The organism is Flavobacterium sp. GW821-FHT12A05 (genome assembly GCF_058807735.1).
Window position 1 is genome coordinate 515,871 of record NZ_JBXAQY010000001.1, and the last position, 14,691, is coordinate 530,561.

Genomic DNA, 14,691 nt, shown 5'->3' on the forward strand with positions numbered 1-14,691 from the left:
TTAATTAAAAACCAGCTTAACAAAATTTTTGGTTTGGTTTTTGGAATACCACTATAAATTTTTAAAAACAAATATTATGAAAAAGATACTTACACTATTCGCAGTTGTTGGTCTATTTGCATTTTCTAGTTGTGAAGGAGATGAAGGGCCTCAGGGACCAGCAGGGCCTCCAGGTTATATTAATGAGATTTTCGAAGTTACAGTTAATTTTAATACGGGTAACAATTTTGGAATGACGTTTCCATTAAATCCAGTCATAGCTAAAAGTGATAACATTTTGGTTTATGAATTAACTGGTGTAAGTGGGGGAATCGATACTTGGGCGCTTCTGCCACAAGTTTACTATTTTCCAAATGGTACAGCACAATATAATTTTGATTTCTCATTTGATCAGTTTTCAATTTTTATCGACTCTAATTTGCCATTGACTTCATTACCTGCTTCATTTACAAATGGAAAAGTTTTTAGAGTGGTTATAATACCAGGAGCGGTTTATAATAAGTCTGTTAATAAACCTGATTACTCAGATTATAATGCTGTAATTAAGAGATATAATATTGATGATAGCAATGTAAAAAGATTAAATTAGTTAAATAATTTGATAAAATAATTAAAAAGGAAATCGTGAGATTTCCTTTTTTTATTGTTTTATCTACGTCCTCCTTCACTTGGTTTAATTTCTACGTTAAGGGAAGGGTCAAACGGTTTTTCTGTAATCTTAATTATTGGCAATGCCATTGTGTAATCATTAAGTGGGATAGCTGTTGATCCGTCTGAAATTTTTGGATGAAGTGAGATTAATAAAGCTCTTTTTTCTTCTGTAGGAGAGAATTTGAAATTAATATACTTTTCTACTTGTCCTCGGCTGTCTAAAGTAAAAGATCTAGTGTTATTTACATAATCAGTAGCAGCTAGGTTAATCACTCCATCTTTGATACATGGGTCAAGATTTACGTTTCTAAGATTTTCTGGACTAATTATTCCATCATCTTTTAATTGGGCATATAATGTTGGGAAACCATCGCTGAATTTTTTATATATTAAGTATCTATTGTCGTAGAATATGACTGTAAGATTTATTTCATAGCTAACATTTGCTTTAAAAGGATATTCAATTGAAATAGCAGAACCTTGTTTGTCATTACGGCTTGTAACTCTGCCTCTTACATCAGTTCTTTTTTCTTCTTTATTGCTTACAAATAAAACTAATGAATTATAATATATGTTATGATGCGGTTTACCATAACCTCTTACTAAATATCCATTATTTTGAGGATATGGGTTAGCACCATATACTCCTGCATCTGTGTAATATTCTTTATTTCCGTTATATCTTTTAACTGTGCATCCACTATTTGTACGGTCGTACATTCCATGGTTAAAATCTAAGACAGTAGATTGTTCGGAAGTTTTGGTGGTTATGTCTTTATTTGTTTCTGTTTGTTGAACTGGAATGTCATATATAAATATAGGTTTTTTAGGTTTTGAGCCATCAGTGATATCAGCGTAATATTCAATGTCACCATTAATAATATATAGTTGTTTATTATTAATTGTTTGGCTTTTCGATGGTAACTCTTCTTTGTTGTCGCAACTTAAAAAAGCAGCAGTTAAAAATAAATAGGCATAAATTTTTCTCATAATATAAAATTTTTAAAGGTTTATAATGAGATAAATGTATATATAAAATATGTAATATCTTATTTTTATATGTTAAAATATATTACTTATCTTACAATTTAACTTTTGAACTGAAAGAGGATACAATTGATTATGAAATTTTTATTAACGTTGCGTAGACGCACTGCAGTGCGCCTCTACAAATCAGAACAGGCGTAATTATTATAAAAAACAAAAAATCAACACAAAGTATATCGTAGAGATACACAGCAGTGCGTCTTATGCGCAAAGAAAGTTGATTATGGTTACAGCTCCAGAGGAGCATAATATTTATAGAAAAGCAATTACGCGCACCAAATAAAGCTCCGGAGGAGCGACATTGTCAAGAGTCTTGATTTATATCACCCCGCTGGGGCTCTTACTATATGTGTGTTATCTCTATGTTATAAATATTTAATCCCTCTGGGATTATTAATAAAAGACAGATTTAGAAATAAGGAAGGAAGTGTTGTTTGTAAAAGATGTGCCTGCATAAAAAAAAGGAAACCGTAAGATTTCCTTTTTTTTATCTATAACATTAGGCTATGTTTATTAAAATAAGTGAAACGCCTTTGTAAGTATTCTAATCCTATATTTCTATGTGTTAGAATATCGACTAAAAGTATCAATGATGATCTAAATCAGAATCCGTTAATACTTTTTCTTTTCCAAATTTAAGAGAAACTAAAATTCCCACTAAAAGCGAAAGCGCGATGAATCCTAAAGACGCCCATTCCGGAACGTGAAAGAAATCGTGTAAAAGCATTTTTAATCCTACAAAAGCTAAAATAGCGACTAAACTGTATTCTAAATAACTGAATTTTGTCAGCATATTAGCCAGGAAGAAATACATAGAACGCAATCCAAGAATGGCAAAAATATTAGAGCTGAATACTAAAAATGGGTCTTTGGTAATAGCTAAAATGGCTGGAACGCTGTCTACCGCAAACAAAACGTCCATTACTTCAATAACAATTAAAGCTACAAATAATGGAGTTGCTGCTTTTTTTGCCGTTTTGGTTGAAATGAAAAATTTCTCTCCATCCATTTCAGATGTAATAGGCATAACTTTCCCAAGTGTTTTGTAAACGAAAGAATCTTTTGGGTGAAAATCTTCTTCTTCTCCCGAAAAAAGCATTTTTACTGCAGTAAACAATAAGAATAGTCCAAATACATAAGTGGTCCAGGTAAATTTATTGATTAACATTACCCCAAAGAAAATCATTAAACCACGGAAAACAATGGCGCCCAAAATTCCCCAGAATAAAACGCGGTGCTGGTATTTTTGCGGAATTTTAAAGGAAGCAAATATAATGGCAATAACAAAAATGTTATCGACACTTAAAGACAGCTCAATTAAATAACCGGTAATAAACTTCATCGAAGCTACTGCAGGTTTGAGTCCGTCAGGGTTTTCGATATAATTAGTGCTGTAAAGCCAATAGATTACGCCCGAGAAAAGAAAAGACAAAGTAACCCAGATCAAAGTCCATTTGCTGGCTTCTTTGGTACTAATGATGTGCGGTGTTTTGTTGAATACACCTAAATCTAAAGCAAGAATAAAAACTACGGCCAGCAAAAACAAAGTCCAGACTATCATGATGATTTTTTTAAATGATTTACACAAAGATAAGTTATGATGTTTAACTTAAAAATTAATTATTAAAAAGTTGTGTTTAAATTCTGAATAAAGCTTAAAGATTTTCTAAGTTAACGATACTAGTTTTATGTATGATGAGAAGATTGTGGTAAATAGCACGCGGATGATACGGATTCGCTATCGCGAAAACACGGATTTGTGCAGATTTTAATTGTTTTTTTTGTCAGGCTGAGCGGAGTCTAAACTTCGGGAGCGTATTAGCCCCTGAAAAAAAAATATAAATATCGAAATGACAAACTAGGTGTTTGGAAAAGATAAAATAAAAAACAAACCCGTTTAATTCGTGTCATCTGCGTGCCATTACACATAGCTTTGCGCTATATCAGTAGTGTGATTGCTTCGTTCCTCGCAATGACAAACAAGAATAAAAAAAGTGCCATCATTGAAGACGGCACTTTTAAGATATATTCTAAGCTTTAAATTATATCGCTGATTTAACAGTTTTGATAATTCTAGCAGCGATTTTGTATGGATCTCCGTTTGAAGCTGGTCTTCTGTCTTCTAACCAACCTTTCCATCCTTTTTGAACTGTCATTAAAGGAATTCTGATTGAACATCCTCTGTCTGAAACTCCATAAGAGAAATCGTGAATAGAAGCTGTTTCATGTTTACCAGTTAAACGTTGGTCGTTGTAAGCTCCGTAAACTGCGATGTGCTCAGCAGTAACAGGACGGAAAGCTTCACAAATTCTTTCGTAAGTAGCTTGGTCTCCACATGTTCTTAACACCTCGTTAGAGAAGTTAGCGTGCATTCCAGAACCATTCCAGTCTGTGTCACCAAGTGGTTTAGGGTGATATTCAATATAGTAACCATATTTCTCAGTCAAACGGTCTAATAAGTAACGAGCAACCCAGATTTCGTCTCCCGCTTTTTTAGCACCTTTAGCGAATAATTGGAACTCCCATTGTCCGCAGGCAACCTCTTGGTTGATACCTTCAAAGTTGATTCCTGCAGCGATACATAAATCAGCGTGTTCTTCTACTAATTTTCTTCCGTGAGTGTTTTTTCCACCTACAGAACAGTAGTACATACCTTGTGGCGCAGGGTACCCTCCAACTGGAAACCCAAGTGGAAGTTGTGTTTTAGTATCCATAATGAAATACTCTTGTTCGAAACCAAACCAAAAATCATCATTATCATCATCAATTGTAGCTCTACCGTTAGAAGGGTGTGGTGTTCCATCAGCGTACATAACTTCAGACATTACTAGCCATCCATTAATACGAGTTGGATCTGGATAAATTGCAACAGGAACTAATAAACAGTCAGAAGATCCACCTTCAGCTTGTTTTGTTGACGAACCATCAAATGACCAATTTCCAAGTTCTTCTAATGTTCCTTTGAAATTTTCGTGCTCTTCAACTTTAGTTTTACTTCTTAGATTTTGAGTTGGTTCGTATCCATCTAACCAAATGTACTCTAACTTAATTTTAGCCATAATAATATAAATTTATTTTTTTTGTTTTTTCGCTGGGTCAAATATAGATTTATTTTTTTAGTCCTAAAAATTAGGGGGCTATTTTGTTTAACTGACTACTATTTTTTTTAGAAGCGCAATTTTCTAAGGGGTATATTTTTAAAAAAGTAATTTTTAACACCATAAAAAAATAAATTCGTAAAAATAAAGGGAAGTTTTTGGATTTTAGGGTTAAGGAATTATGAAAAAATGTTTATTTAATGAATATTACTAAGGTTTTTTGTTATATTTCTTTATAAGGTAATCATTATTCTTTGTAAAAAGCTTCTTCTGTTGAAAAATTGTTTCCTAAAATTCTAAAATATAGCTGTAAAACAGGGCCATTTATTGTTTATATTTGTCGATCATTTTTTAGTGAAAATTATTACGAATATTTAAAATTATATACATGTCAACATTACGTTTCCAAGCTTTAAAAGAAGCTTCTACAAGAAAGCCGGTGCATTTTGAAGAAATTGATAGAAAGTCTAATCTTTTTGGTTCAAATGTTTTTAATGAAAAAGCCATGAAGCAGTTTTTGACTTCAGATGCTTTAAAAGGAGTAAGAGATGCCATTCAGCATGGAACTAAGATAGAACGAAAACTGGCCGATTATATCGCCATGGGAATGAAAGAATGGGCATTATCTAAAGGTGTTACACATTATACACACTGGTTTCAGCCTCTTACAGGAACAACGGCAGAAAAACACGACGCTTTTTTTGAAGTTTCATACGACGGAAGCGATCCTGTAGAAAAATTTGGCGGCGCACAATTAGTACAACAGGAACCAGATGCATCAAGTTTTCCTAACGGCGGTATCAGAAACACATTTGAAGCAAGAGGTTACACAGCCTGGGATCCAACTTCGCCAGCCTTTATATATGGTACAACTTTATGTATTCCGACTGTTTTTATTGCATACACAGGAGAAGCTTTAGATAATAAGATACCATTATTAAGAGCATTATCTGCAATTGATGAAGCCGCAACAGAGGTTTGTAAATATTTTGACAAAAACGTAAAAAAGGTAACCGCAACTTTAGGATGGGAACAGGAATACTTTTTGATCGACAAAGCTTTGGCAAATTCTCGTCCTGACTTAATGATGACAGGAAGAACCTTATTAGGACATACATCTGCAAAAGGACAGCAGTTAGACGATCATTATTTCGGATCGATCCCAACTCGCGCACTTACTTATATGAGAGATTTGGAACAGGAATGTATGTTATTAGGAATTCCGGTAAAAACACGTCATAACGAAGTGGCACCAAATCAGTTTGAGCTGGCACCAATTTTTGAAGAAACCAATCTTGCCGTAGATCATAACTCTTTATTAATGGATGTAATGCAAAGAGTAGCAGAGCGTCATGATTTTAAAGTATTATTTCACGAAAAACCATTTAAAGGAGTAAACGGTTCAGGAAAACACAACAACTGGTCATTGGCAACAGACACTGGAGTTAATTTATTGAGTCCGAGTAAAACGCCAATGAGCAACTTACAATTCTTAACTTTCTTTATTAATACTATAAAAGCGGTAAACGATAACGAAACTTTATTAAGAGCTTCTATCGCAACAGCAAGCAACGATCATAGGTTAGGGGCAAACGAAGCGCCTCCGGCTATTATGTCTGTATTTATTGGAGCGCAGTTAACAAAAGTATTATCTGAATTAGAAAGCGTAACAACCGGAAAATTATCTCCAGAAGAAAAAACAGATCTTAAACTAAACGTAGTGGGTAAAATTCCTGATGTATTATTAGACAATACAGATCGTAACAGAACTTCGCCTTTTGCTTTTACAGGAAACAAATGGGAATTTAGAGCCGTTGGTTCAAATTCAAACTGTTCTAATGCCATGACAACGCTTAATGCCATTGTAGCAAAACAATTAAAAGATTTTAAAAATGAAGTAGAGAACTTAATCGAGTCGAAAGACATGAAAAAGGACGATGCTATTTTTAATGTTTTAAGAGAATACATTAAACAATCTAAAAAAATCCTTTTTGAAGGCGACGGTTACAGCGAAGCATGGGAAAAAGAAGCAGGAAAAAGAGGTTTAAGTAACTTTAAAACAACTCCGGAAGCGATTAAAGCGAAAGTTTCTAAACAAGCTTTGGATTTATTTGCCGAATTGGGAATCTTTAATCACGTTGAAGCCGAGGCGCGTTACGAAATTGAATTAGAAGAATACACTAAGAAAATTCAAATTGAAGGACGTGTTTTAGGAGATATTGCAAGAAACCACGTAATTCCTACTGCGATTCGTTACCAAAATACCTTAATTGAAAATGTAAAAGGTTTAAAAGAAATCTTCGGGAAAGAGTTTGAAACGATTGCAAAAGAACAAATTACTTTAATTAAAGAAATTTCAGGACATATTGAAGGCATCAATACTAAAGTATTAGCGATGACTAATGAAAGAAAAAAAGCCAATCAATTGACAGATGCTCAAAAAATGGCCGAAGCTTATTGCAATAAAGTAAAACCTTATTTTGAAGATATTCGTAACCACTGCGACAAATTAGAACTTTTAGTTGATGACGAAAGCTGGACCTTGACTAAATACAGAGAATTGTTATTTACGAAGTAAAATAAATCCATCACATTTCTATAAAGCCCATCTAATTAAAGATGGGCTTTTTTTATTGTTATGTTAAAATAACACATAATGAATATCGTTTTTAACAAATGTTTGGGGTTAAATGTAAAGAAATTGTAATAAGAGAGTATTTTCCTACTTATGTTTTTTAAGAATTTAGTAGTTCATCGAGATAGTTTTACAGTTCATCGAAAAGAGGTTAAGTAATTGAAAAATAGCTATTTTTAGTTGATTTGGATATGGATAAGTTTTCTAATTTTGGTCAAGAGAAAAGAAAATAAGATTTCAATTTTTATTTTCAAATGAAGATGTAAAGCCCCCAAGACTTTCCCCCCAAATCAAAACCTGCATAATAAGTTGTATTAATAACCAATTAAATATATTTATTATGAAAAAAGTAATTTTAAGCATCTCAGCGATGCTGTTTGTGGGAGTAGCGGCGTTTGCCCAAGGAAACACCTCTTCAGTAAACCAAGTTGGAAATTCTGACACTGGTATTGTGAATCAAAATGGTTTAACAAATGATTCTAAAATTGACCAATTAGGAAATGATAACAAATCTGAGGTTTATCAAGGAATTCAACCAGGTTTATATGCAGCTAAAAACAACAAAGCAGATGTAAAACAAGACGGAAACAACAATGGAGCATTTATCTCACAAAGTAACGAGAAAAATGAAGCTTACCAAACTCAAAAAGGAGATCTTAACAAAGCGACTATCTGGCAAGATCAAATTGCAGGACCAGCATCTGCACTTGGAGGAAACGACAAAGCATGGCAGACTCAAACTGGTAAAAGCAATACAGCTACTGTAGACCAGGGAACTACTGGAAACGAAAAACCAACAGGGCTTCCTTTCAATGCCACTCAATTAGGACACGTAGCTGCGGTTAATGTTCCTTTTGCACCTCACAACAACAATAAAGCATGGCAAACTCAAACTGGAGACAACAACACAGCTTATGCAAGCCAAGGTGGTGTTAAAAATGAGTCTACACAAACTCAAACTTCTCCTGGAGGAACTTCTGCTGCAGATGGAAACAAATCAAACCACTACCAATATGGTGATGAAAACAAAGCTACATCTGTACAAAACGGTACTAAGTTAACTGAAAACACTTTACAAATAGGAAACAAAAATACTGCTACTGTAACTCAAACTGGTGCAGGCCACAACAGTATTGCTTTCTCTAAAGGTAATTTGAACACAATTACCGTTACTCAAAGCAACTAAGGGCTTAAAATAAAAATGTGATAGTCGTAGAACGACTATCACATTTTATTAATTTAAAATGTATCAAGATGAAAACTTTCATTCTAATTATACTATTGTTAATTCTTTATTGCCCTGCATTTTACGGGCAGAATAATAAAGACGACAACAATTCATTATTTAATAATTATAGTTCCTCTCTTTTCAATTCCAAAGAAAGTGCCATGAGTGTAGTTTCGGTTTTGGATAAAAAAGCGGTGAACGATTTAAACTCAAAAATCCAGCCCGGAATTCAGATCCAGCAGATTGGAGATTTAAATAAAGTCAGAGCCAATTTACAATCAAATGAAACCAAAGTTTCTGTTGACCAAAAAGGCAATATAAACGAATTGCTTTTAGACAAAAAAGCCAAAACGATTACGCAAAATGTTGTACAGCAAGGAAACAACAATAAGATCAATGATTTTACATTAAACACAAACTATAATGTAAATATGGAAATGATTCAAAAAGGCGATAATCAAAACATTCAAAATATTGGAACCAATTCACTGTCAAAAAACATGAAAATTACCCAGACAGGAAATGGAGCTTCAATAATTCTTATCAACAAATAAATTAAAACATGCGTTTTTTAAACAGACATATTACCCTTTTAATGCTGCTTTTTACACTGGTTTTTTACGGTCAGGTGCCGCAGGATAAAATAAAAGCAAAATTAGAAATTGAAAAGGTCGAAGGTAACGTGAAAATTACCGGTACAGCAGAAAACTTAACAGATGTTATAAGAAGCGCTGCGTACAGATTGTCTGTAATAAAAAATAATAATAAAAGTAATAATCAGTCAAATAATGACCAAGTTGGAATTTTTACCCTGCAGCCAAATGAAATACAAAAATTGTCTACATCGCAGATAAACCTTCTCGAAGATGATGAAGTAGTGGTACTGCTTTTATTTTACGATGAAAACAAGCAGATCATCTCAAAAGACCGCGTGGTTTTGGGTGAAGAAAAAAAAAAGATGATCCAATAATTCTTCCCGTTGACGGATTTGTGTTAAGAGGAATTATTACGGATGATACCAAAACCAAAATGGGTAAAGATTTTTATGACAGGTATTATTACAAGTACAATGATATTGGAATAAACGCTGACAAAATAGTTACAATAGGTGAAGAATATAGTTTTGCAAGAAACACTGCTATAACCGTGTCTATCGACAATGAGGTTATATACGAGTTTTTGGCCAGACCAGACGACGAATTTTTAGACGCTGTTGCAGAAGAATCTGTAAATGCAACTTTTACCTATTTGAAAGAAAAAGAAAAAGAGCGCAAATATTTCACTCAGTATTAATTTTATTATTAACGACATGAAATTTATAACCACCCTCGCAGTATTCCTGCTTATTTCTCCCTTTATAAATGCGCAGGCTTTAGTTTATAAACCTGTAAACCCTGCATTTGGCGGAGACACTTTTAATTATCAATGGCTTTTGAGCAGTGCAGAAGCTCAGAATAAGCAAAAAGATAAAACAGCCGAAACAAAACCGCAGACAGACTTAGAGCGATTTAAAGCCAATTTAAATTCCCAGCTGTTAAGTCAGATTTCGAGCACACTCTACAAACAACAGTTTGGTACTGATGGAATTAAAGAAGGATCTTACACCTTCGGAAGTTATTCTATTGACGTTTATCCATCAGCAGATGGACTTACTCTTAATATCTTAGACACCAATACCGGCGAACAAACTCAGGTAATTATCCCAAATAAATAACCATGAGATTACATTACTACTTATCTACACTGATCGCATTACTTTTTGCGGGCTGCGGGGCTTACTATAATCAGCCTACAGGAGTTCAAAAAGCAATTTTAGGAGAAAATACTCCTGCGACATCTTTATTAAAAGAACTGCCAAAACCAAAAGAACAGGTTGTGGTTGGGGTTTATAAATTCAGGGATTTAACGGGACAATATAAACCACAGGACAACGGAAGCAGTTTTAGTACGGCCGTAACACAAGGAGCAACTTCAATTTTAATAAAGGCTTTAGAAGATTCAAAATGGTTTATACCTATTGAACGTGAAAATATAGGCAACCTGCTTCAGGAACGAAATTTGATTCGTGCCACAAGACAGGAATATGTAAAAAATGCCAATCCAAACGAACCACAGTTAACTCCTTTATTATATGCAGGAGTTTTATTAGAAGGCGGTATCGTTTCATACGATTCTAATATTATAACCGGAGGTTTTGGAGCGCGGTATTTTGGAGCCGGAGCATCTGTAAAATACCGTCAGGATCGTGTAACGATTTATTTAAGAATGATTTCAACATCAAACGGAAAAATTTTAAAATCAGTTTATATCTCCAAAACCATATTATCTCAGGCAATCGATGAAAGTTTGTTTCGATATGTAAACTTTAAAAGACTTTTAGAAGTTGAAACAGGTTATACTACAAATGAACCGGTACACATGGCCGTAACCGAAGCCATAGAAAAAGCAGTAGAATCGCTGGTTCTCGAAGGTTTACAAGATAATATCTGGGAAGCTGATGCACCAAAATGGCAGGTTGATAATTTGCTGAAAGCTTATAATGAAGAAACCAAAACTGCCGATGCAACTGCTTTATACGGAAGAGAACTTGAAAACAGAAGAAGCAAATTTGCAATCGAGATTTCGGGCGGTGCCACCTTGATGGACGGCGATTACAAAGATCCGCTTTTAAGACCTTTTGGACGCGGTGCTTTAAAATACTTTATAACACCCGGATTTAATATCAGCGCTTCGACAAACGTTGTAAATCTTGCCAATAAAAATTTACTCGATGTAGGTTACATCACTTACGATCTTAATCTCGAATGGATTTTGCTTCCCAAAGATAAATTAACGCCTTATTTATACGGCGGCGGCGGATTAGCAATGAACAGGAAATTCGAGAATACATACGGTAAAGTTCAATATGGCTTAGGGTTAGAATATATGGCATCTGATAAAATTGGAATAAAATTGTTTGCAGAACAAAACATCAATTTTAGTGATAATGTCGATTATATAAAAGCAGGAACCAGAGACGATTACTATTATAAATTTGGTTTTGGACTTACTTATTATTTCGCAAAAAAGAAAAAGTAAAAGAGCATATTTCAAAGTAAAAAAATGAAATTTAAATTTAAAAACATAGTAGTAATGAAGTATTTATACAAAATAGCAAGCGTACTTTTTTTATTGTTTTTGGTTTCTTGCAGCGAAGAAAAAATAGGCGAATCAGAGTATGGAACTGTGACCGGAAAAGTAGTTTCGGCAGATACTTTTGAGCCGATGGAAAACGTAAAAATATTGTCAAGTCCAACATCAAGCACCGTATTTACAGATGAAACCGGAAAATTTACCGTTTCGAACGTAAAAGTAGGTGAATATTCTTTTCAGGCACAAAAAGAAGGATATGTAGCCAAATTTGAAGCCATAAGCGTAACCGCAAACAACACATCAGAAATTGTATTCGAACTTAGTAAATCGACAGCAAATAATAAACCGCCAACAGCTCCGGTTTTAGTAAGTCCGGCTGATAACAGCACCGCACAGGCCGTTTCGCTGGATTTAACCTGGACAGCCACAGATCCTAATAACGATGTACTGACTTTTAAAATAATACTGAGAAATGACAGCAACAGCGATGTAAAAACTTTTGAAAATATAAAAGACAAAAAACTAACACTGACAGATCTTTCATTTGGAACAAAATATTACTGGCAGATTGAGGTTAGCGACGGAATAAACACACCGGTTTTAAGTAATGTAAGTACTTTTACAACCATAGCATTCCCTACTACAAGATATTTATTTGTGAAGAAAATAGGCGACAATAACGTAATTTTTACCTCAGACGATGCCGGAAAACAATATCAGTTAACCAGTTCAGATAAAAACTCATGGCGTCCGAGAAGAAACCAGCAGTCGAAAAAAATAGCTTTTATAGCAACAAACGGTTCTCAGAACGATATTTATACCATGAATTTTGATGGAACCGAAATTAAACGAGTGACAAATTCAGTTCCAATTGCAGGTTTTAATTCAGATTATATAGGCTATTCCTGGAACGCCGTTGGAAGTGAATTTGTGTATCCGAATTTTGATAAACTGTACCGAATAAGCAGTGACGGAAGCGGATTAACCAAAATTTTCCAAACGCCAAATGGTAAATTTATATCCGAATGCGATTGGAGTACCGATGGAACCAAGATTGCCCTAAAAGTAAACGACGCAACCGGATACAATGCCGAAATTTATGTTATCAATACTTCAGGCGCGATTATAACCTCTATAATTGCCGGACAAACCGGAGCAGTTGGCGGTCTTCATTTCTCCGTTACCGGATTAAGATTGGTTTACACCAGAGACATTTCGGGTTTTGAAAACTCAACTTATCGCCAGTTAGATTCCAGAATTTTCGAATACAATTTCGTAACCGCTTCTTCGTATCAAATTGCAACCGAAAAAACTTCGGGAACGAATGATTTAGATGTTCGATATTCGCCAAACGAGTCAGAACTTATCTTTACCAATACTTCAAACGATGGTATTTCAATAAAAAATATTGTAAAAACCAGCATTGGAGTTGCCAATTCAAGAGCCGTTCTGTTCACCGGAAGTTCAATGCCCGATTGGGAATAATGTAGAAATGCCAAAATAACCAACATAATTTAATCTGAGAAAATCGGCGGTATCCAAATCTGCCGATTTTTTTTGTGAAACAGGCACAGGAATCAACAAAAGAATTAAAAAAAAGCCATTATCTTTGCACCACATCAACACAAACTAATTTTCATGAGTTCAGATTCTAGCAAAAGATATGCACAAAGAGGTGTTTCGGCATCAAAAGAAGACGTACATAACGCTATAAAAAATATTGACAAAGGTTTATTTCCGCAAGCATTCTGTAAAATTGTTCCGGATTATTTAACTCAGGACAACGACCACTGCTTAATTATGCATGCTGACGGAGCGGGTACAAAATCGTCTTTGGCATACATGTACTGGAAAGAAACCGGAGATCTTTCGGTTTGGAAAGGAATCGCTCAGGATGCTTTAATCATGAATATTGACGATTTATTATGTGTTGGCGCAACCGATAATATTTTGCTTTCATCCACCATTGGAAGAAACAAAAATTTAATTCCGGCTGAGGTTATCTCAGCAATCATTAACGGAACCGAAGAATTAATCAACGAATTAAAATCATTTGGCGTAACCATTCATTCAACTGGAGGTGAAACCGCGGATGTTGGAGATGTAGTTCGTACCATTATTGTAGATTCTACAGTAACAGCTCGTATGAAACGCGCAGATGTAGTAGACAATGCCAATATTAAAGCTGGAGATGTAATTGTTGGTTTGGCTTCTTTTGGTCAGGCTAGCTATGAAAAAGGATACAACGGCGGAATGGGAAGCAACGGATTAACTTCTGCCCGTCACGACGTTTTCGGAAAATATTTAGCTAAAAAATACCCGGAAAGTTATGATGCAGCAGTTCCGGAAGAATTAATTTATTCAGGTCAGGTAAATTTAACCGATGCCGTAGAAAACAGTCCAATAAACGCAGGTCAACTAGTACTTTCTCCAACCAGAACGTATGCGCCAATTATCAAGAAAATTTTAGATAAATACACTCCAAACGACATTCACGGAATGGTGCATTGCAGCGGTGGAGCGCAGACTAAAATTTTACATTTTGTTCAAAATTTACACATCATAAAAGACAATTTATTTCCAGTTCCGCCATTGTTCAAGTTAATTCAGGAACAATCAAAAACAGACTGGAAAGAAATGTATCAGGTTTTCAACTGCGGTCACCGTATGGAAATTTACGTTCCTGAGAACATCGCACAAGATATCATCGAAATTTCAAAATCATTCAATGTCGACGCACAAATCGTAGGTAGAGTAGAAGCAGCCGATGCTAAAAAACTAACCATTACCAGCGAGTACGGAACATTTGAATATTAATATTTTTGAGTTACAAAGTCACAAAGGTTCTGAGTTGCTAAGGTTTTTTTACTGGAGTTTACAACAGAACCTTTTTTATTAAT

At 34.5% G+C, this 14,691-nt stretch carries 13 protein-coding genes; 10 read left to right on the forward strand and 3 right to left on the reverse strand.

What is annotated here, in order from left to right; translation table 11 throughout:
• The first annotated feature begins 76 nt into the window (after positions 1-76).
• Positions 77-589: a hypothetical protein gene (locus AC1RRQ_RS01995; protein WP_493020915.1), complete on the forward strand. Its 513-nt coding sequence runs from the start codon at positions 77-79 to the stop codon at positions 587-589.
• 59 nt (positions 590-648) lie between these two features.
• Here AC1RRQ_RS01995 and AC1RRQ_RS02000 read toward each other — a convergent pair whose 3' ends face one another.
• The 3 genes from AC1RRQ_RS02000 to AC1RRQ_RS02010 all read right to left on the reverse strand — a co-directional run bounded on the left by AC1RRQ_RS02000 (position 649) and on the right by AC1RRQ_RS02010 (position 4,757).
• Positions 649-1,641 carry a hypothetical protein gene (locus AC1RRQ_RS02000; RefSeq protein ID WP_493020917.1) on the reverse strand — a complete coding sequence of 331 codons (993 nt, stop codon included), beginning with the start codon at positions 1,639-1,641 and terminating at the stop codon, positions 649-651.
• Between the two features lie 643 nt (positions 1,642-2,284).
• Positions 2,285-3,259 carry a TerC family protein gene (locus AC1RRQ_RS02005; RefSeq protein WP_493020919.1) on the reverse strand — a complete coding sequence of 325 codons (975 nt, stop codon included), beginning with the start codon at positions 3,257-3,259 and terminating at the stop codon, positions 2,285-2,287.
• Positions 3,260-3,740: 481 nt separating this feature from the next.
• Positions 3,741-4,757 carry a glutamine synthetase beta-grasp domain-containing protein gene (locus AC1RRQ_RS02010; RefSeq protein WP_347053121.1) on the reverse strand — a complete coding sequence of 339 codons (1,017 nt, stop codon included), beginning with the start codon at positions 4,755-4,757 and terminating at the stop codon, positions 3,741-3,743.
• Between the two features lie 427 nt (positions 4,758-5,184).
• Here AC1RRQ_RS02010 and AC1RRQ_RS02015 point away from each other — a divergent pair, with 427 nt between their 5' ends.
• From AC1RRQ_RS02015 to AC1RRQ_RS02055, 9 genes are all read left to right on the forward strand, one after another.
• On the forward strand, positions 5,185-7,374 hold the full coding sequence (locus AC1RRQ_RS02015; protein ID WP_493020921.1) for a glutamine synthetase III family protein: 2,190 nt from the start codon (positions 5,185-5,187) through the stop codon (positions 7,372-7,374).
• 397 nt (positions 7,375-7,771) lie between these two features.
• Entirely contained in the window at positions 7,772-8,617 is an 846-nt protein-coding gene (locus AC1RRQ_RS02020) for a hypothetical protein (RefSeq protein WP_493020923.1), read from the forward strand.
• A 68-nt stretch (positions 8,618-8,685) separates the two neighbouring features.
• Positions 8,686-9,213, forward strand: a complete 528-nt coding sequence (locus tag AC1RRQ_RS02025; protein WP_493020925.1) for a hypothetical protein — start codon at positions 8,686-8,688, stop codon at positions 9,211-9,213.
• 8 nt (positions 9,214-9,221) lie between these two features.
• On the forward strand, positions 9,222-9,629 hold the full coding sequence (locus tag AC1RRQ_RS02030) for a hypothetical protein (protein WP_493020927.1): 408 nt from the start codon (positions 9,222-9,224) through the stop codon (positions 9,627-9,629).
• Positions 9,630-9,649: 20 nt separating this feature from the next.
• Entirely contained in the window at positions 9,650-9,952 is a 303-nt protein-coding gene (locus AC1RRQ_RS02035) for a CsgE family curli-type amyloid fiber assembly protein (protein ID WP_493020929.1), read from the forward strand.
• Positions 9,953-9,968: 16 nt separating this feature from the next.
• The gene (locus tag AC1RRQ_RS02040; protein ID WP_483095219.1) at positions 9,969-10,373 is read left to right on the forward strand and encodes a curli production assembly/transport component CsgF; all 405 of its coding nucleotides are present in this window, start codon (positions 9,969-9,971) and stop codon (positions 10,371-10,373) included.
• Positions 10,374-10,375: 2 nt separating this feature from the next.
• A complete protein-coding gene (locus tag AC1RRQ_RS02045) occupies positions 10,376-11,737 on the forward strand; it encodes a CsgG/HfaB family protein (protein ID WP_493020932.1) in 1,362 nt (453 codons plus the stop codon).
• A gap of 54 nt (positions 11,738-11,791) precedes the next feature.
• Entirely contained in the window at positions 11,792-13,276 is a 1,485-nt protein-coding gene (locus tag AC1RRQ_RS02050) for a carboxypeptidase regulatory-like domain-containing protein (protein WP_493020934.1), read from the forward strand.
• Positions 13,277-13,429: 153 nt separating this feature from the next.
• Positions 13,430-14,608, forward strand: coding sequence for an AIR synthase related protein (locus AC1RRQ_RS02055; protein WP_493020936.1), 1,179 nt, complete (start codon positions 13,430-13,432; stop codon positions 14,606-14,608).
• Positions 14,609-14,691 lie beyond the last annotated feature (83 nt).